24 protein-coding genes are annotated in these 19,828 nt (G+C 62.0%); 5 read left to right on the forward strand and 19 right to left on the reverse strand.

Features of this window, described 5'->3' with window-relative positions:
* Positions 1 to 72 precede the first annotated feature (72 nt).
* Positions 73 to 294, forward strand: a complete 222-nt coding sequence (locus CA833_RS08835) for a helix-turn-helix domain-containing protein (protein WP_207079841.1) — start codon at positions 73 to 75, stop codon at positions 292 to 294.
* Here CA833_RS08835 and CA833_RS08840 read toward each other — a convergent pair.
* The 5 genes from CA833_RS08840 to CA833_RS08860 all read right to left on the reverse strand — a co-directional run bounded on the left by CA833_RS08840 (position 274) and on the right by CA833_RS08860 (position 4,135).
* Positions 274 to 1,242, reverse strand: coding sequence for a LysR family transcriptional regulator (locus CA833_RS08840; protein ID WP_207079842.1), 969 nt, complete (start codon positions 1,240 to 1,242; stop codon positions 274 to 276). The two genes, CA833_RS08835 and CA833_RS08840, sit on opposite strands and share 21 nt — an antisense overlap.
* 75 nt (positions 1,243 to 1,317) lie before the next feature.
* A complete protein-coding gene (locus CA833_RS08845) occupies positions 1,318 to 2,091 on the reverse strand; it encodes an alpha/beta hydrolase (protein WP_207079843.1) in 774 nt (257 codons plus the stop codon).
* A gap of 92 nt (positions 2,092 to 2,183) precedes the next feature.
* The gene (locus CA833_RS08850) at positions 2,184 to 2,786 is read right to left on the reverse strand and encodes an NADPH-dependent F420 reductase (RefSeq protein WP_207079844.1); all 603 of its coding nucleotides are present in this window, start codon (positions 2,784 to 2,786) and stop codon (positions 2,184 to 2,186) included.
* 42 nt (positions 2,787 to 2,828) lie between these two features.
* Positions 2,829 to 3,581 carry a 3-oxoacyl-ACP reductase family protein gene (locus CA833_RS08855; RefSeq protein ID WP_207079845.1) on the reverse strand — a complete coding sequence of 251 codons (753 nt, stop codon included), beginning with the start codon at positions 3,579 to 3,581 and terminating at the stop codon, positions 2,829 to 2,831.
* A gap of 41 nt (positions 3,582 to 3,622) precedes the next feature.
* Positions 3,623 to 4,135 (reverse strand): ester cyclase, encoded by a 513-nt coding sequence (locus CA833_RS08860; protein WP_242526375.1) that lies wholly within the window; start codon positions 4,133 to 4,135, stop codon positions 3,623 to 3,625.
* A 107-nt stretch (positions 4,136 to 4,242) separates the two neighbouring features.
* On the opposite strand from CA833_RS08860, the gene CA833_RS08865 reads away from it, so the two are divergent.
* Complete coding sequence (locus tag CA833_RS08865) at positions 4,243 to 5,172, forward strand: LysR family transcriptional regulator (protein ID WP_207079847.1); 930 nt, start codon at positions 4,243 to 4,245, stop codon at positions 5,170 to 5,172.
* 6 nt (positions 5,173 to 5,178) lie between these two features.
* Here CA833_RS08865 and CA833_RS08870 read toward each other — a convergent pair whose 3' ends face one another.
* Positions 5,179 to 6,141: an alpha/beta fold hydrolase gene (locus CA833_RS08870; protein WP_207079848.1), complete on the reverse strand. Its 963-nt coding sequence runs from the start codon at positions 6,139 to 6,141 to the stop codon at positions 5,179 to 5,181.
* Positions 6,142 to 6,236: 95 nt separating this feature from the next.
* The gene (locus CA833_RS08875) at positions 6,237 to 7,478 is read right to left on the reverse strand and encodes an epoxide hydrolase family protein (protein WP_207079849.1); all 1,242 of its coding nucleotides are present in this window, start codon (positions 7,476 to 7,478) and stop codon (positions 6,237 to 6,239) included.
* A 317-nt stretch (positions 7,479 to 7,795) separates the two neighbouring features.
* Between CA833_RS08875 and CA833_RS08880 the strand changes: the two genes are divergently transcribed.
* The 3 genes from CA833_RS08880 to CA833_RS08890 all read left to right on the forward strand — a co-directional run bounded on the left by CA833_RS08880 (position 7,796) and on the right by CA833_RS08890 (position 10,485).
* Positions 7,796 to 8,548 (forward strand): 3-oxoacyl-ACP reductase family protein, encoded by a 753-nt coding sequence (locus CA833_RS08880; RefSeq protein WP_207079850.1) that lies wholly within the window; start codon positions 7,796 to 7,798, stop codon positions 8,546 to 8,548.
* Positions 8,549 to 8,611: 63 nt separating this feature from the next.
* Positions 8,612 to 9,211, forward strand: coding sequence for an NADPH-dependent F420 reductase (locus CA833_RS08885; RefSeq protein WP_207079851.1), 600 nt, complete (start codon positions 8,612 to 8,614; stop codon positions 9,209 to 9,211).
* A gap of 71 nt (positions 9,212 to 9,282) precedes the next feature.
* Positions 9,283 to 10,485, forward strand: coding sequence for an MFS transporter (locus CA833_RS08890; RefSeq protein ID WP_207079852.1), 1,203 nt, complete (start codon positions 9,283 to 9,285; stop codon positions 10,483 to 10,485).
* Between the two features lie 44 nt (positions 10,486 to 10,529).
* On the opposite strand, the gene CA833_RS08895 is transcribed toward CA833_RS08890, so the two are convergent.
* From CA833_RS08895 to CA833_RS08945, 12 genes are all read right to left on the reverse strand, one after another.
* Positions 10,530 to 12,581 carry a relaxase/mobilization nuclease domain-containing protein gene (locus tag CA833_RS08895; protein ID WP_207079853.1) on the reverse strand — a complete coding sequence of 684 codons (2,052 nt, stop codon included), beginning with the start codon at positions 12,579 to 12,581 and terminating at the stop codon, positions 10,530 to 10,532.
* 289 nt (positions 12,582 to 12,870) lie between these two features.
* Entirely contained in the window at positions 12,871 to 13,638 is a 768-nt protein-coding gene (locus tag CA833_RS08900) for a lytic transglycosylase domain-containing protein (RefSeq protein WP_242526348.1), read from the reverse strand.
* Between the two features lie 166 nt (positions 13,639 to 13,804).
* A complete protein-coding gene (locus CA833_RS08905; protein ID WP_207079855.1) occupies positions 13,805 to 14,140 on the reverse strand; it encodes a DUF736 domain-containing protein in 336 nt (111 codons plus the stop codon).
* Positions 14,141 to 14,185: 45 nt separating this feature from the next.
* On the reverse strand, positions 14,186 to 14,731 hold the full coding sequence (locus CA833_RS08910; RefSeq protein ID WP_207079856.1) for a S26 family signal peptidase: 546 nt from the start codon (positions 14,729 to 14,731) through the stop codon (positions 14,186 to 14,188).
* Positions 14,728 to 15,249, reverse strand: a complete 522-nt coding sequence (locus tag CA833_RS08915) for a DUF2840 domain-containing protein (RefSeq protein WP_207079857.1) — start codon at positions 15,247 to 15,249, stop codon at positions 14,728 to 14,730. Before CA833_RS08915 ends, CA833_RS08910 begins: the two co-directional genes overlap by 4 nt.
* Entirely contained in the window at positions 15,246 to 15,500 is a 255-nt protein-coding gene (locus tag CA833_RS08920) for a hypothetical protein (protein ID WP_207079858.1), read from the reverse strand. Before CA833_RS08920 ends, CA833_RS08915 begins: the two co-directional genes overlap by 4 nt.
* Complete coding sequence (gene parA / locus CA833_RS08925; protein WP_207079859.1) at positions 15,497 to 16,150, reverse strand: ParA family partition ATPase; 654 nt, start codon at positions 16,148 to 16,150, stop codon at positions 15,497 to 15,499. The genes CA833_RS08920 and parA overlap by 4 nt, the downstream gene beginning before the upstream one ends.
* Entirely contained in the window at positions 16,147 to 17,226 is a 1,080-nt protein-coding gene (locus CA833_RS08930; protein ID WP_207079860.1) for a replication initiator protein A, read from the reverse strand. Before CA833_RS08930 ends, parA begins: the two co-directional genes overlap by 4 nt.
* The gene (locus CA833_RS08935) at positions 17,227 to 17,496 is read right to left on the reverse strand and encodes an AlpA family transcriptional regulator (protein WP_207079861.1); all 270 of its coding nucleotides are present in this window, start codon (positions 17,494 to 17,496) and stop codon (positions 17,227 to 17,229) included.
* 150 nt (positions 17,497 to 17,646) lie between these two features.
* Positions 17,647 to 18,291, reverse strand: coding sequence for a DUF2285 domain-containing protein (locus CA833_RS08940; protein ID WP_207080023.1), 645 nt, complete (start codon positions 18,289 to 18,291; stop codon positions 17,647 to 17,649).
* Complete coding sequence (locus tag CA833_RS27290; protein WP_370584567.1) at positions 18,185 to 18,439, reverse strand: transcriptional regulator domain-containing protein; 255 nt, start codon at positions 18,437 to 18,439, stop codon at positions 18,185 to 18,187. The genes CA833_RS08940 and CA833_RS27290 overlap by 107 nt, the downstream gene beginning before the upstream one ends.
* A gap of 296 nt (positions 18,440 to 18,735) precedes the next feature.
* The gene (locus tag CA833_RS08945; RefSeq protein WP_207079862.1) at positions 18,736 to 19,578 is read right to left on the reverse strand and encodes a DUF932 domain-containing protein; all 843 of its coding nucleotides are present in this window, start codon (positions 19,576 to 19,578) and stop codon (positions 18,736 to 18,738) included.
* Positions 19,579 to 19,828: the final 250 nt, after the last annotated feature.

Genomic DNA, 19,828 nt, shown 5'->3' on the forward strand with positions numbered 1-19,828 from the left:
ATACCACGGCCCTGCGCGAATCGGAATGATCGTTCCTGGAACGATCATTCCTGCGCTGGTTCCGCTGCCGGCATGGACCTCAAAGAGGTCATGGCGGTCAACCTGCATCGGATTCGCCATGATCGGGACATGACGCAAGAGGAACTGGCCGATCGCGCCAGCCTGAGTGCGCGCTATGTCGGCGCGATCGAGCGTGCGGATGTGTCAGCGAGCGTCACAGTGCTGGGACAAATTGCCGATGCGTTGAAAATCGAACCGAGCGAGCTTCTGAAATCATTGGTCACGCCGCGCTGATCGGCTCATCTTTCTAGCAAGGCCAAGCAGATTTTTCAGCGTCGAACTTCGATCATGAGGCGACCAAATTGCAGAAAACGAGGCCGGTTCTGGCTCATCGATGATTGGCAAAAACACGACGCTGGGCGTTTCCACAAGCGACGCTGCTTCGCCAACTATAGTGATACCGAATCCTTGCCCAACCATCGACATCAATGTTCCCCGCTCGACATCCTGTTGAACAACCGAAGGGCGAGGCCAATAATCCGATAGTCGCGAAATGATATGGTGGTAGATTTGCGGCCCGGTTCCTCCAACTCGCACCAAGAAGGTTTGGTCAGCCAAGTCAGACCATGAAACAGCAGTCTTATCCGCGAGAATACTACCCAGCGGCGCAGCAACCATAAGGCGTTCAGTCCACAGGTTCTGGCTATGTAAATCTGGAACGTTGGGATGGCCGGGGGTAAATACAATGTCCACGTTGCCACTGCGAAGTTGGGTCAACGCATGTTGGGTGACGCCTTCGGATATTTCCATCTGAACGCCTGGGTATTTCTTGCGATACAGAGACAATAGATTGTCTAGGAAACCTCCCGGAAGAAGGGCATGAACTCCAATTCGAACTTCCCCTTCGGAACCATCCGCCTGCATTCCTACGGATTTTATAGCATGATCGAGCTGGCAGATGCCGGTCCTCACTCGATCAACAAATTGCTTTCCCGCTTGGGTCAGCCGCACTCCACGCGCGTGTCGTTCGAAAAGCATCACTCCCAGATCATCTTCCAGTAACTTAACTCTGGTACTGACACTGGATTGACTGACACCGAGCACATTTGCCGCATGTCGAAAGCTTAAATGCTCAGAGACCGCCAAGGCTTGGATCAGGGAAACAAGTGGTATGCGCGATCCAAGCAAGGTCGAAATATTCAAAGAATTCCTATCCGAGGCATCCAAGAGAACACGGCGCATTTTTCTCTCCGATCCCAGGAAGCCAGAGAAATTACGATATCAGCCAACGCGACTTTATAGAGATGGTCTTCATACCTATGATTTGTTGGTCGCCCAATCCAACGCGGCATCAGCGATCTCTTCCCAGCCCGGCATCGCGATCAGGAAATGGCTGCGACCGGGGAACTCTCTGATCTCGGTGACGGCGGGCGAGGCAGCATAGTGCCGGAGGTTTTGCCGAACCATGCTCGGCTCTACGGTGCGATCATCTTCACCGCTTACCAGCAACAATGGGGCACGTTGTTGCTTTTTCCAATCGACGGACGCACCGATGCCAAGCACGGATTGGTAATAGATACGCCCTGGCGCAGGAACGATGTGCTTGTCGAAGGCGGCTCGCTGGTCGGCTTCGGGAAGCCCGTTCGCAAAATTATTCGCGAATGCCTTGAACGACATCGTCAAGGCCTTGCTCCAGCCACGCCATGCGAGAAAAACGGGAAGCGCTGATAGAAATGCCTTCGCGCCGGGTTTAATTCCTGCGGCAGGACCGGGATCTATTGAGACGCCGGCTGCGCCCAGACCACGATCGAGCAACATCTGCACAATCAATCCGCCATAGGAATGCCCGATCAGGATAGGCTGTTCCGGCAGGGTGGAAATGACCCCCGCGTAGTGATCCACGATCTTGCTGAGTGTCAGCCTTCCGAGGCCGACATTCGGCGCACGACGAAGTTCCTCTACCGTGCCGTCCATGAACGGCCAGGCCGGAGCGAGAACCTTGTAGCCCTGTGCTTCGAAACGGGCGATCCAGGGAAGCCAGATTTCGGGCGTCAACCAGGCACCGTGGATAAGGACAATGCTCTTGGACATGGTTTTTGTTCCTTTTTGAGAGGTGACCATGCCCCGCGAGGTCATGGCCACCGGATGGGAGCGGATGCGTTCATGCGGTGGGCGAGGTCCGATCAGTCGAACTTCACGAGGTTGAGCGCCGGGAGCGGACCACCTGGGAACTGCACCAGCTTTCCGCCGACCGAGATCGTCCCAAGGTCAATGCCGAAGAATCCGAGCCGATCGATCAGCGCGCTAACCTCAGCCTTCGATCCGGCATCATCGCCGGAATAGAACAGCACGCGGCGGCCACCTTCGGCGCGCGGATCGCCCGAGAGCAGGTGCGGTTGCAGGTGATTGAAGGCTTTAACCAACCGCGCGCCAGGCACGAGACCTGCGAAGACTTCGCTGGAGAGCCGGCCATTCAGTTCGGCGGGTTTGAACAACGGCGCTTCGATCGGATTGTTGGCGTCGATGACGATGCGTCCGCCGAAATCCGGCAGGCCGGCGAGTGCTTTCGGCAGCTTCGACCAGTTGACCGCGACAAGGACGATGTCTTTCGACGCTGCATCCTCACGGGTGCCCGCCTCGATCGTCGGGCCGATGGCTGCGACCACATCCTTCAGGCTGTCCGGCCCACGGCTGTTCGATAGCGTGGCGCGGATATTGTTGTTGGCCAGAGCCGTGGCGAAGGCGCGGCCGATATTGCCGGCGCCGATGATGCCGATGCTGTTCATGTCGAAAATCCTTTCACGTATTCGGGTTCGGTTGTCGGGAGATCAGGCGGTCAGGCCGCCATCGGCGACGATGTCCGCGCCGGTGACGAAGGCCGCATCGGGGCTGGCGAGGAAGGCGACGACGCTGGCGATCTCGCTCGGCTGGCCGTAGCGGCCGATCGCCATGCCGGGACCGACAATGGCGGCCACCGGGCCGTCCGCCGGGTTCATGTCGGTATCGGTCGGGCCGGGATGGACCGTGTTGACGGTGATGCCCTTGGGGCCGAGATCACGCACGAGGCTGCGGTTGAAGCCAGTGATCGCGCCTTTGGTCAGCGTATAGACGGAGGCGGTCGGGAACGCCGCATAGCGCGTCATGGACGAGCCGATATGGATGATGCGTCCACCCGGCGTCATGTGCCGCACGGCTTCCTGGGTCGCGACGAAAACGCCGGTGACATTGACGGCGACCATCCGCTCGTAGTCCTCGAATTTGTAATCATCGAGAGGCGCATTGATCGCCACGCCGGCATTGTTGACGAGGATGTCGATGCCGCCGAAGGTCGAGACGGTCTGAGCTACAGCGGCGCGCACTGCCTCCGGGTTGCCGGCGTCAGCTTCGATGGCGACGGCCTTTCCGCCGGCTGCCTCGATGTCGGCGACGACCTGGGCCGCCCGGTCGGGCGACGCGCTGTAAGTGATGGTAACGGCAGCGCCGTCGGCGGCGAGCTTCTTGGCGATGGCGGCACCGATCGAGCGCGAACCGCCGGTAACGAGAGCGACCTTGCCGGTCAGCGGATGGGTGAGGTTGGTCATTGTCTTAGTCCTTTCATCGGTTGTGAGAGATGAGATCGAGATCAGTCGCGAAGTTGGGCGAGAAGGCCGGCGCCGTCGGCAACGGTCCAATGGTCCGTGATGCGGCCGTCACGAACGCGCATGATGTCCATGACGTTGAAGCGCGTAGCTTTGCCCGTCGGTGCAATGCCGAGAAACGGACCGTGATGCGTGCCGTGATATGTCTTGTAGGTACTGACCAGATCGCCTTCAGCGATCTGCAAATGGACTTCGGCATTCCAGTCCGGAAAGGCTGCCCGGAAGCTCCGGTAGATTTCCCGCGTACCGTTGCGGTCAGGCAGGAAACCGCCAAATGGTGTGTGGTCCACATAATCCGCAGCAAAAAGCCTTTCGAAGAGATCGAAATCGCCATCCCGCTGCACGCCTTGAAGGAGTTGTTGGATTACGGCTTTGTTGGCGGAGTGAGCATCCCTCCCGCTAACAGCGTCTGCCGACACGGTAGGAGCGGTGCCGGTCAGGGCCGTAGGCGACATGCGGTGATCGAGATCGGTGGTGGCGTCTTCAGAGACCATCATGGCGGTCACTCCGGTTCGGTTTCGATGGAGTGAATATCGCTTGCAATTCCCTCTCAGATTAGCCGTAATCTGGTGTCATCCATTTCAATGAATCTTTGAAGGTCTATATGGAAACGCTGGCCAATCTTGAGTCCTTCGTCCGCAGCGCAGAGCTTGGCAGCTTCTCCGCAGCCGCGCGAAGGCTGGGACTCACACCTGCCGCAGTGAGCCGTAACGTTGCGGCGCTGGAGGGAAATCTCGGGGTCCGTCTGTTCCAACGTTCGACGCGCTCCTTAACTATGACGGAGCCGGGCGAGCGGTTTCTCATGTCGATCCGTGAAAACTTGGAGAATCTGCAAGGCGCGATTGCTGAGGCTTCGGCTGACCAGGAAGAGCCGGCCGGCACACTCAAGGTCAGCATGAGTCCGACTTTCGGAATTGACTATATCCTGCCCCTCTTGCCGGAGTTTTCCTCGCGGTATCCGAAGGTGCGCCCCGAATGGATGTTCGAAAATCGCCAAATAGACCTGATCGCTGAGGGATATGACGTTGCGATCGGCGGAGGCTTTGAGCTGACGGCTGGCGTGATCTCACGCACGCTCGCTCCCGCCCATATCATTGCGGTCGCCGCGCCCTCTTATATGGCAGACAAGGTGCCGCCGCATGAACCATCGGCACTGCTAGACCTTGATGGCATTGTCATGCGTTCGTTGCGAACCGGCCGTATTCGGCAGTGGTCGATGCGTGATGTGGCAGGAGCGGAAGAGCCGGCGCGGCTCCGAGAAACTGTGGTGGTCAATGATCCAGCCGCGATGCGCATGGCGGCGCTAGTCGGTATGGGCGTGACAATGATCGCCAAACCCGATGCGCTGCGCCATCTCGAAAGCGGGGAGCTGGTCCGGGTTCTACCCAACTGGTATGCCGATGCGGGACCGATCTCGATCTACTATGCCAATCGGACGCTCCTACCGCTCAAGACTCGCGTTTTCGTCGATTTCGTCGTGGACACGTTTCAGCGTGAAAAGTGGCCGGAACGCTTTGCCGGAAGTTTGGGATAGTGGCCTTTAGAGGAAAACCCGCAACCTACGAAGCAGCTCATCTGGATTTTCTTCCTGAATTACATGCCCAGTTCTGTCGATCTTGCCGCCGGTGACGTTGTCGCCTATCGCCGCCATCTGCCGATAAAGCACATCGCCGACTAGTTCGCCGCCAAGTGCAAGAACAGGTATTCTGAGCCTCTGCTGTGCTGCTTCGCGCCCCTGTTCGATGGTCATTGGAAATGCGCGGTAGTGATCGAACCCGCCCTTCATGCCACCAGGTTGAGAGTATGCGGTAATATGCTGGTTGCGGGCTACGGGGCTGATACCGACTTTTTCATGGGTAAGGTTGGTGAAGAACCAGTCAAGATAAGGTCCCTCTTTCCCTGCAACCAGCGCTTCAGGCAGCTCCGGCACGTTATGGAATGCAACCCACCAGGGCGGGTTGCGCATAAACAAATCCGTATGCGGGGCGCCAAGGACGATGCTCTCGGTCAGGATGAGCTTGCTGACGAGTTCCGAGTGGCGCTGGGCCAGCATGAAGGCTACGCCGACGCCGAGATCGTGGCCGAGCACGGCCGTTTTCTGGACACCTTCATAGGCAAGCAGGGCAGCGACATCGTCGGCAAGCGTCTGTACATCATAGCCCGCGTCCGGCTTCGAACTGCCACCGATACCGCGCATGTCGGGAGCGATAACAGTGAAATTTCGTGCAAGTTCCGGGATCAGCCGATGCCATGTAAACCATGTGAAAGGCCATCCGTGCAGCAGCAGGATCGCCGGTCCTTGTCCAGCGACGGCGTAATTCACTTCGACCCCGTTCACCCGCGCCTGTCGCAAGCGGAAGCCCGGCGCATCCAGTACAATGTCAGCGGATGACAATACAGCAATAGATGGCTCTGCAAGCGCATTGAGGGCAACTGACATGCCAGCCGCGCCGATCGCACCCGCAAAGCCAGTTCGGAGTATTGAGCGTCTTGAATATTCCATGTCGATAATCCTGAAGAAGCGAATGCGGTTAGTGACGACGGTTCATTCGATGCAAGGGGCGCGGAAGTTTGGGGCCGCCGCCAGTCTTCCATGCGTTAATTTGAAAATGGCATGGCACGGAAGGCTGCCCGGACTTCACGAGTGAAGATCTCGGGCTGTTCAAAAGCCGCGAAGTGGCCACCACGTTCTGTTTCGTTGAAGTAGCGCAAATCGTGGTAAGTCTTTTCGGCCCAACTCTTCGGCGCTTTATATATCTCCTTCGGGAAGACGCTGACCCCGACCGGGATCGAGATATCGACCGCATAGAAAGCAAGATCAGCGTTCTCCCAATAAAACCGTGCCGACGAGGTCGCGCTGTTGGTCAGCCAGTAGAACATTATGTCATCGAGCATTTCGTCATAGCTCAGCACGGTTTCGGGCTTGCCGCCGCTGTCAGACCACTGGGCGAATTTTTCGTAGATCCAGGCTGCTTGACCCACGGGTGAATCTGCCAGCGCATAGCCGATTGTCTGTGGTCGGGTCCCTTGGATGTGGGCATAGCCGGAGCCTGCTGTGAAGAAAGTCTTGAGAGCATCAATCGCAGCCTGTTCGTCTGCGGACAGGGTTTTCGGTAGTTCTCGCGGAATCACTGCTGGCATGTTGATATGGATTCCTTCGAGCCCTTGTGGAGCAAGCTCACCCATCGCCTGCGTGACGACAGCGCCCCAGTCTCCGCCCTGCGCCAGATAACGGTCATAGCCGAGGCGATGCATCAGCGTGTCCCAGGCGCGTGCGACCCGATGGCGGTCCCAGCCTGTTTGGCGTGGTTTGCCGGAGAAGCCGTAGCCAGGCAGCGAAGGCAGGACTAGGTGGAAGGCATCATCCTCGCTGCCACCATGCGCCGTTGGATCGGTCAATGGCTCGATTACCTTTAGCATCTCGATGATGGAACCGGGCCAACCATGGGTCAACAACAGAGGGCGGGCGGAGGGATGTTTTGAACGGATATGGAGGAAATGAATGTCCACGCCGTCGATTGTCGTCAAAAACTGCGGATAGCCGTTCAACCGCTCTTCTACGCGCCGCCAGTCGTAGTTCGTTCGCCAGTGTTCTACCAATTTCTTGATATGTTCCAGTCTAACGCCTTGGCTGTCATCCCCGACGATTTCGGGATCGGGCCATCTTGTGTGTGCAAGACGGCTTGAAAGATCATCAAGCGCACTTTGCGGAATATCGATACGGAACGGGCGGATCGAAGTGTCCGCGGCGAATGCGAGGTTTGGCATCGCGGCTGCCGCCATAGCAAATCCCGCTGAGGACAAGAATATTCTGCGTGTGGGATTATGAATATCAAGCATGTGAAACTCCTCTGGGTTAAGAGGAGTTTGAACTTTGCTGGGTCGCACGATTAGCCTCAAACGGATCGAATTCATTTCAACACATTGTTGAAGATGGGCCAATCTGACGAACCTACCTGTCTTCGAGCACCTTTCATCGCTGCCGACACAAGCACCGCTGGAGCGTGCGCTTAAGTCCATTCGTCGCGCGCGTCACGGGGCGACCGTATCAGAAACTTTCAATCAATCATTGAAGCTGAGTAAAGTCATTAGGGGCTAATTTCGGATAAATAAATGGGTCATCTTTGCTCCATCGAAACACAAACGGAGTAAAGACAATGACCAACCTCACCCATCCGCTGACCGGCAAGGTCGCTCTCGTTACCGGCGGTTCGCGCTCGATCGGCGCCGCCATCGCCAGGAAGCTCGCCGCCGACGGCGCTGCCGTTGCCATCACTTACAGCGCGTCGCCTGACCGGGCGGCCCAGGTCGTCGCCGACATCGAGGCAGCCGGCGGAAAGGCTGTCGCCATCGAAGCTGACGCTGGCAACCCGGAGGCAGTGCGCGCCGCTGTAGCTCAGACCGTCTCGACCTTCGGCGGCATCGACATCCTCGTCAACAATGCCGGCGTGGCGATCAATGCGCCTCTCGATGATTACAAATTCGAGGACTATGAGCGGATGGTCGCCGTCAATGTCACCGGCGTTTTCGTCGCGACCCAGGAAGCCGTGCGGCACATGACGCCGGGTGGACGCATCATCCATATCGGCTCGTCCATGACGCGCTATGCTGCGTTCCCGACCGCCTCCGTCTATACGCTGACCAAAGGCGCGATCACTGGCTTCAACCGCAGCCTCGTGCGTGATCTCGGTCCCAAGGGCATCACCGTCAACACAGTCCATCCCGGCCCGACCGATACCGACATGAACCCGGCGGACGGCCCGGTGGCCGCCATTGTCGGTCCCGGCATGGCGATCGGCCGCTACGGCCAGCCGAGCGAGATCGCCAGCGTCGTCGCCTTCCTCGCCAGCCCCGATGCGGCCTTCGTCACCGGCGCGGACATCGTCGCCGATGGCGGCCTGACCGCCTGATCCTCTGCGGCGCTCCATTTCGGAGCGCCGCTTTGGCCCTCGTTTCAAATCAGGAGAAACACCATGTCCATCGGCATCATCGGCGCCGGCAATATTGGGGCTGCCTTTGCTCGGGCGCTCGCCACAGCGCGCATTTCCGCCACTATAGCGAATAGCCGCGACCCTGCATCGCTTGCCATGCTCGAAGTGGAACTGGCTCCCTTCATCAAGGCGGGCACGCGCGAGGAAGCAGCATCGAAAGACATCGTCCTTGTCGCGGTCAACTGGTCGAAGCTGCCGAAAGCACTCGCCGGCCTGCCGGACTTTGGCGGTCGCATCGTCATCGACGCCAACAATCCGATCGAAGCGCCGCTGTTCAAACCCGCCGAACTGAACGGCCGTCTTTCTACAGAGGTTTTCGCGGATCTTGTTCCCGGCGCCCGCGTCGTCAAGGCATTCAACCATTTGCAGCCGCATCTGATCTCTGGCGATCCCAAAGCCGAGGGGGGATCGCGCATCCTGTTCTATTCCGGTGACGACGCACGGGCAAAAGCGGAAGTCGGCGCGCTGATCTCCAGGCTCGGCTTCACCGGCATCGATCTCGGCCCCGTCTCGGTCGGCGGCAAGCTCGTGCAGTTTCCCGGCGGCGCACTGCCAGCCCTCAACCTCGTCAAGTTCGGATGAGCCATCGCAGGCAAACCGAAGCGCCGCGCTACCTCGGGTTCACCCTGCTTTCACATTAAAGGACCCCTCCCATGGACATGCCTGTCTCCCACAGTATTTCCGCAAGCCTCGCAGAGAACAAGCCGCTCGCCTCCTGGGCCGCAGTCGCCAGCGTCGGCATCGGAGCTTTCGCCCTTGTCACCACCGAATTCCTGCCCGTTGGGCTTCTGCCGCTGATCGCGGCTGACCTCGGCATCAGCGAGGGTACGGCCGGACTGATGGTGACCATACCCGGCTTTCTTGCAGCGCTTGCCGCGCCAATGACCCTCGGCTTTGCCGCGCGCTTCGATCGCAAGCGTGTGCTTGTCGCTCTGCTGATGCTGCTCGTCATTTCAAACGCCATCGTTGCGGTAGCCCAGGGTTTTCCCGCACTGATGTTCGGACGGGTGCTGCTCGGAGTTGCGGTCGGCGGCTTCTGGACGATCGGCGGCTCGCTCGGCCCGCGCCTGCGCCCAGGTGCGGAAGGCCCGCGTGCGACGGCTTTGATCTTCTCCGGCGTGTCGCTGGGCACCGTCGCCGGCGTACCAGCAGGCGCTCTTATCGGCGACCTGTTCGGCTGGCGCACTGCCTTCCTGCTTGTGTCGGGTGTGGCACTGCTTGTCGTGGCGGCGCTCCAGTTTTTGCTACCTTCGATCCGCGCTCAAAGGGGCTCGGGACTGAAGCAGATTCCGGAGGTGTTGCGATTGCGGCGCGTCCGGGTTGGCCTGACAGCAGCCGTGCTCATCTTCGTGGGGCAGTTCGCGGCCTATACCTACATTACCCCATTCCTCATCGGGGCAACCGGGATAAACACAGGAACACTCAGCGCGGTGCTGCTCGGCTATGGCGCGGCGGGATTTGCTGGAAACCTGTTCGGGGGATGGGCCGCCGGTCGGAATTTTGTTCTCGCACTTGCCGGCACGGCTTTTCTGATCGCGTTGTCGATTGTGGGACTATTGTTAGCCGGTAGCAGCACGCTTGTCGCCATCGCATGGGTTGCCGTCTGGGGCTTCGGTTTCGGAATGCTGCCGATCGCCATGCAAACTTTTCTATTTAGTTCCGCGTCAGATCGGCTGGAAAGTATTGCCGCGCTCTTTGTTTCGATAGCGCAACTGGCAATCGGACTTGGTGCATTGGTCGGCGGCTTCGCAGTAGATGGTTTCGGCGTGCCGAGCGCGTTGTGGCTGGGTGCTGCGAGCGCAATGCTGACCGCGGGTCTTATTGCCTCGACCAGTAGACAAGGTGACAAGAGGTAGCATGCCATAAGCAAACCGCCCACATCGCGCTACCTCATTGGAAACTATATTCCCAATCCCCGCTGTCGCCCCAACTGCCAAGTTACCGAACCACTCTGGACAACACCCGACACCTCACGTCCAAGCTGACGGTCAATGACCGGCCGCCACGGGACAAGAGTGAACTCGTGGGACTTCTCGACGATGGCGAACTTGCCGCTCGATAGCTGCACGGTCCCGGTAAAGGTGCCGGTGACGGTTTCGCCATCGGCGGCGGCACGGAACGGCATCGCCTTCTTTTCCGCCATTGCTGCACCGGTGCGGGCCACCTCCCGTTCCTGAAGCGTGGCGATCAGGTTGCGGCGATAAGCTATGCGGCCGTCCGTCTGGCGGATGGCATCGCCTCGGTCGATCAGAGTCTCCCGCCGACGCTCCATCGCTTCGCGCACCTGTTCGCCGAAACCTGCCGGCGACAGGTCGGATGCGCTCGCGCCGACCAGCCGCCGGTCGAGCCAGGTCGCGCCATCCGATCCGATCTGACGTTCGAGGTCGAAGGTCGAAAGGACGCGGATATTGGCACGAGCATTCCTGCAGACATCGTGCGCAGCAGCGCGCCCCTCGAAATCTTCCGGGATGCGCCATTGATCGGCGTCGATCCGCTCCGCGATCCCGGCCCGCCGCAACGCCTCCAGGCGACGGACATGGGCATCGACGAAACCCTCAAAGTCGCCACCCGGCACACGGCCATCGAACCGTGCCTGTTCCAGATGCCGGCTCGGCCGATAGATGCCGTCCTCGGCCATCCCGGCGATGGCGCGATCGGACGGACGGCCTGCACTGTCGGGCGGCCCGATCTCGATGACGCTGCCGATGCGGACGTCCTCGACGCGGCCCGGATCGATGCCGGAGACATGATGCGTGCGTCCGTCGATCCCATCGACTACCAGCGTCAGGTTCTCGCCCAGCTCGTCGGAAAGATGCTTGTCGATGACGCGCCCAACGATCGGCGCCGCTGGCGCGGCATCGTGAATCTCGAAGCTCATCGGATCGCGTTCTGCACCCTCGGCCCTAAGCGCCTTCTGCATGGTGCGGACGATGTCGCCACGCTCGCCCATCTCGCGCAGGGTCGGCTCTAGCCGTTCGCTCAACGCCCAGACGCCCGGAGCGGGTTCGGTCGCGAGGCCCATGTCGCCGAGCTTGCCGAGACGCCGCAGCCGCATGGTCCGGTCTGACTGGCCGCGCAGATCGTCCGGTTCATGGCGCAGGTCGATCAAACGATCCTGGCTTTCCGCGATCATCGCCCGGTCGATGCGGGTGAACCGGTCCTGATCGATCTCTGCCATGAGCTTGCGGCGCTGCTCGATCTCGGTGACGGGACCAAGTTCCAGCGTCGCCAGTTCGCTCGCCCGCTCGCGTATGCCGCCCGCGAGATAGTCGCCGTTGATGACGAGATCCTCGCCCAAGGCGTCGCGGCCGTTGACGATGACATGGACATGCGGATGGCCGGTATTGTGATGGTTGACGGCGACCCAATCGAGCTTGGTACCAAGATCGGCTTCGACCTGCGCCATCAGCTCGCGGGTATAGTCCTTGAGGTCGCCGAGATCGGCAGCGTCTTCGGGCGAGACGATGAAGCGGAACTGGTGGCGATCGTCCTTGCCGCGATCGAGAAACGCATCGCCATCGGCGCGATCCTCACCCGCTGAATAGAGTTGCCCACGTTCGCCGTCGCGGGACGTGCCGTCGCGCTGGATATAGCGCAGATGCGCGGCGGCCTTGCCGCTGCGACCGGCGGCGCGCACCGATCGCGATTTGACGATGACGCGGCGACTGCCGGGCTGGCGATGGCTCCAACCGTTCGACAGGTTGCGAGCGCGGACGAAGGCCGCGCCTCGCCCGCGCTGGACGCCCCGGCCGGAGGCGATAGTGTTCTTGCCCTTGGAGGCACGACTGGCGCCGCCGCCCTTCGCCGACCGGCTTCGGCCGGAAGCGGCTTGCTGCTGGCGCGTGATCTTCCGAACCTTGCTGAGGAAGCTCTTGGCCTGGCCCGCCTTCGGCGTGTCGGAGCGCACGCGGCCGGGCTTCGGCCGGAAGCGGTTGTCGTCGTCGGTGCTCATGGCTGATCCACCCGAAACCGCCAATTTCGAGGAAGAGTGCCGCAAGAAATGCGGGAAATGCTGGCTTTGCCGCACCTCGCGGCACCATGAAGGCCCGGCGACGGTGCCGCCTCAAACCGTGTGCAGACAAGGGCTTGGCCCCCGGATCGGACCCATAGGGTGCCGTCCGCTTTAATCTTGCCCTCCCGCCTGCCTTTCCGTTCTGCCCCTCCTGCCCAGGGATGAAACTGTCGCCAGCCCCATCCCCTGCACACTGAAACCTGCCGCGCGATGCCCCTGACTCCGATGCTCATGGCTGCGGTCCGGTGCTGGCCCGCGCGACGAAGAGGCCACCGGACTGCGGCACGATGGCGGAAACATCGCGCACGGTGACGGTCGGGCGCATGTCGTTCGAGGTGCGCTCGGTCTGCACGGGATTGGCAGCGGAATGGCGATCCGGCGGCGCGATGAACAAGGGTGCGCGCGTCCATGCGAGCGGATCGGCCGACGCGACCGCGACAGGCGTAACGATCGCGCCGCCGTCGATGATCGGCGCGATAGCGGCGACATAGGCGCGGGTCTCAGCGGGCAATGGCCGACCGGAAAGCGACGCCTCATAGCGACCGGGACCGGCATTGTATGCGGCGAGCATGGCGGTGACACTACCGTAGCGATCGTGCAGCTGGCGCAGATAGGCCGTGCCAGCAAGAATGTTGTCGCGCGGATCGTAAACGTCGCCGCCGAGACGATGCCGGACGCGCAGTTCCGCCCATGTGGCGGGCATGATCTGCATCAGCCCCATCGCGCCGGCCGAAGAGATGGCGCGTGGATCGCCCGCGCTTTCGGCGCGCAGCACCGCCCTGATCCATGCCACCGGGACGCCGAAGCGCTGCGAGGCTTCCGCGATATGAGCGGCATGGGGATCGGAGGTTGCTGCACGCTCCGCCGATTGGGGCTGAGCCACGGCGGCGACGGGTATGGCGGAAGTGAACAATCCCGCCAGCAGCAGGAGCGCGCATCGGACAGGCGCACCTTCTCCGCTACGACGCCAGCCTGCCAGCGTGCTCGCTGCGGTCAAGGGTCCGCGCAAAGCGCCGGCCAATGGCCGCCCTTGACCTGCGCTGTGCGCGCCGACCGACCTGCGTTCGAGCGGGACGGAGGGATGAGACGGCTTTCCCGCGAACAAAGGGATGACCGATCTGAAGAGGATCGCGCAGGCACGCGGGCTGACGGTTCGCATGGCGTCAGTCCTTCCCCTCGCGCTTTTGCGGGCGGCTCCAGTGCAGCGACCAGGCGCTGCCGGCGTCGTCGTCGCGGAACAGGTTGGCGCGTATCGGCTGCGGCAAAGCGGGATCGTCGATCAGCAACGCAATATATTCGCCCGCACGCTCGCCGGTGCGTTTCCAGCCCGCGCCGATTTCCGGGCCTTCGTCATTGCCGTGGTGGATGCGGTAGTCGGGCGCATTCTCGGCGTCGGACGGCTCGGCCGGAACGACGGTGACTTCACGGTAGATGGTGAAGGTGTGGATGTGGCCAGTGAAGCCGGATTGCTCGCGCGTGAATGTGCCGATCTGCGGCATGGAAACCTCCTTGCGATTGCGTTGGTGAGGGAATGGGAGCGGCTGTCAGCGGGTCGCCGCACGCCAGACGAAGCGGCCGTCGCCGTTTTCGTCGGTGTAGAGCGGCGTCGCTTTGCCGATGACGGTGCGCGCCGGGATCGGGCCGAAATAGCGACCGTCCAGACTGTCGCGCACGTCCGGGTTCATCAGGAAGATGTCGCCGCACTCGATGCGTCGGCAGCCCTGCCAGACGGGCAGTTCGCGGCCGTGCCGGTCGCGGTCAAGTGCATCGCCGAGCGGCACCGCATCGACGGTCACGGCGTTGCCGGCGCGGCAGACCCGTTGACCGGGAAGCCCCATGACGCGCTTCATCAGCGGCACGTCGCGACCGATATAGCCGCGCTCCACCATGAAATCGGCCAGCGGCTTTTCCGGCATCACGGCGACCAGATCGCCGACAGCCAGGTCGCGTGGCGGATCGAGGTCGTAGAGACCGATCGGCACGCTAGCCGAGGCGTTCCAGACGAGGCGCAGCGGCGTCGGAATGAATGCGGCGATGGCGACGCCCATCGTCGCGAAATACGTCACCATGACGTAGCCGAAGCGGGTCATTGCTCGATCTCCCGCCGCTTGAGCCATGCCTGATGGCGTTCCATTGTGTAGGGGCGCGGCGAATGGCCGGCGCCGATCCGATTGCCGACATGCCGCCAATGATCGGGTGCGACCTCACAGGCATCGATGCCGGCAGCCTCCACCGCGTCGATATGGCGGATCACCCGTTCGACCTTGGGCCAGCCTTCGATCTTGAGCAGAATGTCGCCGCCAGGGCGCACGAAAGGCAGAGTCTGATAGGGTTCGCCGACCTCCACCGCTCGCACGATGTCGATGCGCGAGATGATGGTGCCGAAGTCGTTGGCTGCCCACCGGACGAAGGCGAAGATGCTGTCGGCGCGATAAGAGAAGACACGGCGGCGGCGGTCCAGCACCTGTTCGTGGACCTCTCGGCCGAACCTGATCCAGTTCTCGATCCGCTTCTCGATATGCGTCAGCTCGACATGGGTAAGGCTGTCGGATGGCAACGCGGACGGCATGGGGCCGCCGCGCGCGCGGGGCACCGCGGCGCTGGTCATGATGGGTCTCCTTCGGGGTTTAGGGGAAATTCGTTCGCGAGCAGATCGCGCAGCATGTCGGCAACGGTGATGCCGCGCCGGAACGCGGCGATCTTGATCCGACCGCGCAGCTCGGGCGTCACGTCGATGGTGAGCCGCGCCGTGAAACTGGCTGGATCGGCATCGCGGGGCGGAGCGTCCGCCGCCTTGATCCAGTGTTCGGGATCGGCAGGACGGGCGGCGAAGCCGCGACGGGGCGAACGCTGGCTCACGGCGCTACCCTCTTGATACCGAGGGCGTCGATCGACGCTGCCAGCACCGCGATCTCGCGTGCGGCGGGCGTGTCGTCGTCCAGTTCGGACACCAGCCGTCCTGACTGTGCGGCGGCGGCGAAGGCGATGCGCTGTCCGATGGTGGCGGCAAGCACTGGCGGGTCGTGATCGGCCAGCGTCTCGGCCGTCTCGCGGGCGAGCACGGTGCGCGCACCGCATCGGTTGAGCACGAAGCGCGCGATCAGTTCGGGCCGGTAGATGCGCGCCTCGGTAATAAGCGCCAGCATTTCCGCCGAAGCCCAACCGTCGAGCGGCGATGGCTGCACCGGGATCAGCACCAGGTCGGCAGCGAGCAGCGCCGAGCGCATCAGGGCGGCGACGCGCGGCGGCCCGTCGATGACGACATGATCGGCGTTGCCCGCCAGCGCCGGTGCTTCCCGGTGCAATGTGTCGCGGGCCAGGCCGACGACGCCGAACGTGCGGGCCAGCCCCTCTCGGGCGCGTTGCTGCGACCAGTCCAGCGCAGAGCCTTGTGGGTCCGCGTCGATCAGCGTGACGCGCTTGCCCTGCCGCGCCCATTCTCCGGCCAAGTTCAGCGCCAGCGTGGTCTTGCCGACGCCGCCCTTCTGATTGAGGAGCGCGACGATCATGGCGCACCCCTCCGGGTGGCACCGGCACCATGCCTCGTGTGCGTGCGCGTCAAAGAAGAAGAGTTAGATTCTTTGTTAGACTCTAAGTTAGCGGTCGGATTCCGCGTTTCAGGCCAGATACTTAACTGCGGTTCGTGCGCCCGAAATCCCGATAGTCCTGCGCCCGAAGTCCCGATACCGTTTGCGCCCGAAGTCACGAGCGCTTCCACACCGTTATCCACAGGCACTGTGGACAAACCGGAGGGTCGGATTTGCATCATTTCCCGTCGCCCTTCGCGCCAGATGTCGAGGCGATAGCCGGGCAGCGGCTGGCGGGCGGCAATGCGACGCAGGTCGAGCGCGAAATCGGAGATGCGTGCGAGGCTGCCCGACTTCTCGTGAAGATGGGCGACCTCGAACAGCCAGCCATGTTGCTGGTGGCCGGCGTGCTTGCGGGCGACACGATAGAGCCAGCGTTCGATGCCGCCAGTCAGCCGGAAATAGAGCGGGTCGATGGTCAGGACCAGCGAACGGTCGATGACGCCGCGATAGAACCAGTCGGGCAGGACAAACTCCATGCCCTCGACGCGGCCGTCGCGGGTGGTCAGTTCCTCCCATTCGTTGATCCACGAGAACTGATGCCGTCGCCAATGCTCGACGGGGCGGATGGTGGTGCGGATCACGGTCGATTGAAGCCGGGCGAGCGCGCCCTTCAGCAGGCGATATTCGCGCGCGCCAGTGGCGCGACCGATCGCCTGCAAGAGCTGGTAGGGCGTGAAGCGCAGGAAGCGCGACGTGCGCAGGCCGTGGTTCTCGGCCTGGACGATCTGGCTGGCTGCCCAGATGAGTACGTCGGCGTCCCAGATGGTCGCCATGCCGTGTTCCGGCATCCCGAAGACTTCGACGCGCTGCCCGCCGGATTCATAGAGGATCGGGGCGATGCGCTTGGCCTTGGAGAGCGAGAAGAACGGCCGCTCCATGAGATCGCGCTGATCGCGGGGGCTGGCATCGCCAGTGGCGACCACGAAGGGATCGAGCCGTTCGCGTTCGCTGCGCTCTCCCAGGCGCCGGTGGGCGTGATGGTCGGCGCCCGGCATTCAGCGTGACGCCTTTTCGGCAGGCGTTAGCGGACGGGCCGGGAAAACGCGGGTGGCGGTCTTCTCGGACGCGGATTTGCGGATGCCGTCCTCGGTCCATGCCTGAAGATCATCGACGGAATAGACGATCCGCCCGCCTATTTTGCGGTAGGTGGGGCCGGTGCCGTAGGTGCGGTGCTTTTCCAGCGTGCGGATGGAAATGCCGAGGAAGCGGGACGCATCGGGCGCGCGCAGGTATCGGGGCGGCAGCCCCGTCTTCGGGTCTATCATGATTATGTCTCCGGTCGGGTTCGAGCGGGCTACCGAGGACGGCAGCGGGCTATGGCGAACCGTGGCGGAGAACCGGCGGCTTGCAGCGTGCCGGAATCAGGGGGTCGTGATTCCGGCACCCCGGTCGATCCGATCCGGGCGGAGCGAGGATCAACGTTGTGGAGGCAGGCGAACCGGATAGTGCAGCAGGTCGCGATAGCCGCCGCGCATGTAATGCAGACCATCCGCGACCAGACGCCGAATCTGGTTCTTGCGCGGGTCGCTTTCCCAATCGGCCTTGCGTCCGTGGAAGCCGAGAAGCGCTTCGGCAATCTGCCGATAACTGGCGCCATCGAGCTTTCCGTCCAGCGCCCGCAATGTGAGGACATGCCGGCTACGGGTTTGCGGCGGAAGGTCATGGCGCCAGTCGCCGGGCGGTCGGTGGCGGAGCGCACGCCAAAAGCGTAACAGCGCTGCAATGCGTAGCTCCAGCAGCATGTCGAGCGGAAGCGCCACGCAGAACGCGCCATGTCCACGCGGCAACGGGTCTGCGAGCCAGAACTGATGTGTCAGATCGCCCGAATGCCAAAGACCATGCGATGCACCGTCCACGGCGCTGCGGAGATCGAGACCGGGCAACGCAGCCAGATCGACCGGCATCGCGGCAGGATCGGCTTCGTCGCCGGGCGAAGAACGCAGCTCGAAAGCGTCAGGCAGCAGTGACGGCAGCCAGAACGGCCGTGCGCGATCGGCGGGTTGATCCGGGTCGGTCGCGAAATCGCAACCCCCAGCGCTCGGAAAATGCGATCCGAGCATTTGGATTTTCTGACCTGATCGCCTTTGTCCGGCGAAAATCACGACGATAATCTTCGTCGCGTCGAAGATATTCCCAGGCAAAACCGGCAGCAGAAATATGATCTGCATGTGCATAGGCTGCCGGTGCGCGCCAGTCAGAACTCGGCATGGCGTCACCTCATATCTACGCTCATCTCAAGCGCAAGAGAGGTGAAGACTGAACAACTCTGGATGGATTTTGCAGATACTGTTTCAAGATACCATGATCTTGAAAACACATCAAAAATGGTAAATGCTTTACTGCCATAACGGATATAGCTTGGCGAGCCGGGCCAGCCCGGCGAGCCGCATTTTGCGCAGCAAGCCCGCTGATCCGCCAAAGCGGATCGGCGCAAAATCGGAAAACCGATGTTGCGGAATGGCAGGAAGACGTAGAGCCGGATTGGCGGCTCTACGTCTCTGCGATCAGGCGGTTTTGAGGCGCTGCATTCCCTCGGCCAGCGTCCAAAGGGCGCGATTGAGGCCGACATTCTGGTCGATGCCGTTGATGGCGCGGGTCCGGCTGCGGCGGATACGCCCGTCCGAAGTCTGGCGGCGTCCCTCGACCCCGCCGCGGATAAGGTTTTCCTGAATGACGTTGAAGGTCTGCCACAGGCTTTGCCCGACATCCTCGCGACGGCGCGGGGCAATGATCTGGTCCGGGCGAACCGGGCTTTCGTCCTCACCATAGCGGGCGACAAGGCTCGCCTCGGCCAACACGCGCTGCTCGTCGGACGAAAGCCGCGTGTCCTTCATGTCTTCCGTAGCGTCGATCAGGCGCGGGAAATCCTCCGCCACGGTATAGACGCCCTCGATGATCTGATCCTGTATCCCGCCCTTGTGGGGGACGCGGACTTCCTCGAACCGCTCGCCCGCAATCATGCTGTTGGTGCAGACGAAACGCAGTACGCCCGCAAACATCTGATAAGCGCTCGTCCCGTCATGCGAATTGACGATGATGACTTCTGCCGCCTCCTGCTTGCCGATACCGCCATCCCGGCGCAGGCGCAGCATGTGCTTGGCATGGCCCATGCGCTCGCCGTCACGCGGCACCGCCTGCACGGCGAAGAACGGGAACCATCCTTCCCGGCGCAGCCCCTCCACGATCTCGATGGTGGGAACGTAAACATAACGCTCCGAGCGGCTGTCATGGGCTTCGCGGGCGAAGATGGACGGGACGTGACGGTAAAGGGTTTCGTTGTCGAGGGCTTCACGCCCGCTGATCTGGTGAGAGTTGCGGCCGAACTGGGTAGCGAGACGATAGGTCATGGTCTTGATCCTCATTGGCTTGGCTTGGGTTGGAGCGCAGCGCTGCGCTGCAACCCTGGCCGTCGCCGAGACCGGGGGGTGCAAGGAGCAAGGGCGGCAGGGACGGAGGGGGATCGCCCGGCCTGCACGGAACGGAGGAACGACGTGGAGGAAGGCTGGGGATACCGTCCCTGCCGAGCGTCAGCGATCCCTTGCGCCGCGCCAGGGGGAGACCCCCAAGCAACCCGCCCGGCGTGAGCGGTAGCGGGAG

The organism is Novosphingobium sp. KA1 (assembly GCF_017309955.1).
GTDB lineage: Bacteria > Pseudomonadota > Alphaproteobacteria > Sphingomonadales > Sphingomonadaceae > Novosphingobium.

Excerpts from the sequence above, each read along its gene's own strand:
- CA833_RS08910 (WP_207079856.1), bottom strand. The coding sequence starts at position 14,731 with ATGACCCGCTTCGGCTACGTCATGGTGACGTATTTCGCGACGATGGGC.
- CA833_RS08915 (WP_207079857.1), bottom strand. The coding sequence starts at position 15,249 with ATGACCAGCGCCGCGGTGCCCCGCGCGCGCGGCGGCCCCATGCCGTCC.
- CA833_RS08935 (WP_207079861.1), bottom strand. The coding sequence starts at position 17,496 with ATGATAGACCCGAAGACGGGGCTGCCGCCCCGATACCTGCGCGCGCCC.
- parA (WP_207079859.1), bottom strand. The coding sequence starts at position 16,150 with ATGATCGTCGCGCTCCTCAATCAGAAGGGCGGCGTCGGCAAGACCACG.
- CA833_RS08850 (WP_207079844.1), bottom strand. The coding sequence starts at position 2,786 with ATGAACAGCATCGGCATCATCGGCGCCGGCAATATCGGCCGCGCCTTC.
- CA833_RS08860 (WP_242526375.1), bottom strand. The coding sequence starts at position 4,135 with ATGATGGTCTCTGAAGACGCCACCACCGATCTCGATCACCGCATGTCG.
- CA833_RS08895 (WP_207079853.1), bottom strand. The coding sequence starts at position 12,581 with ATGAGCACCGACGACGACAACCGCTTCCGGCCGAAGCCCGGCCGCGTG.
- CA833_RS08885 (WP_207079851.1), top strand. The coding sequence starts at position 8,612 with ATGTCCATCGGCATCATCGGCGCCGGCAATATTGGGGCTGCCTTTGCT.
- CA833_RS08905 (WP_207079855.1), bottom strand. The coding sequence starts at position 14,140 with ATGCCGCAGATCGGCACATTCACGCGCGAGCAATCCGGCTTCACTGGC.
- CA833_RS08945 (WP_207079862.1), bottom strand. The coding sequence starts at position 19,578 with ATGACCTATCGTCTCGCTACCCAGTTCGGCCGCAACTCTCACCAGATC.
- CA833_RS08880 (WP_207079850.1), top strand. The coding sequence starts at position 7,796 with ATGACCAACCTCACCCATCCGCTGACCGGCAAGGTCGCTCTCGTTACC.
- CA833_RS08930 (WP_207079860.1), bottom strand. The coding sequence starts at position 17,226 with ATGCCGGGCGCCGACCATCACGCCCACCGGCGCCTGGGAGAGCGCAGC.
- CA833_RS08865 (WP_207079847.1), top strand. The coding sequence starts at position 4,243 with ATGGAAACGCTGGCCAATCTTGAGTCCTTCGTCCGCAGCGCAGAGCTT.
- CA833_RS08855 (WP_207079845.1), bottom strand. The coding sequence starts at position 3,581 with ATGACCAACCTCACCCATCCGCTGACCGGCAAGGTCGCTCTCGTTACC.
- CA833_RS08870 (WP_207079848.1), bottom strand. The coding sequence starts at position 6,141 with ATGGAATATTCAAGACGCTCAATACTCCGAACTGGCTTTGCGGGTGCG.
- CA833_RS27290 (WP_370584567.1), bottom strand. The coding sequence starts at position 18,439 with ATGCCGAGTTCTGACTGGCGCGCACCGGCAGCCTATGCACATGCAGAT.
- CA833_RS08890 (WP_207079852.1), top strand. The coding sequence starts at position 9,283 with ATGGACATGCCTGTCTCCCACAGTATTTCCGCAAGCCTCGCAGAGAAC.
- CA833_RS08940 (WP_207080023.1), bottom strand. The coding sequence starts at position 18,291 with ATGCTCGGATCGCATTTTCCGAGCGCTGGGGGTTGCGATTTCGCGACC.
- CA833_RS08875 (WP_207079849.1), bottom strand. The coding sequence starts at position 7,478 with ATGCTTGATATTCATAATCCCACACGCAGAATATTCTTGTCCTCAGCG.
- CA833_RS08840 (WP_207079842.1), bottom strand. The coding sequence starts at position 1,242 with ATGCGCCGTGTTCTCTTGGATGCCTCGGATAGGAATTCTTTGAATATT.
- CA833_RS08845 (WP_207079843.1), bottom strand. The coding sequence starts at position 2,091 with ATGTCCAAGAGCATTGTCCTTATCCACGGTGCCTGGTTGACGCCCGAA.
- CA833_RS08835 (WP_207079841.1), top strand. The coding sequence starts at position 73 with ATGGACCTCAAAGAGGTCATGGCGGTCAACCTGCATCGGATTCGCCAT.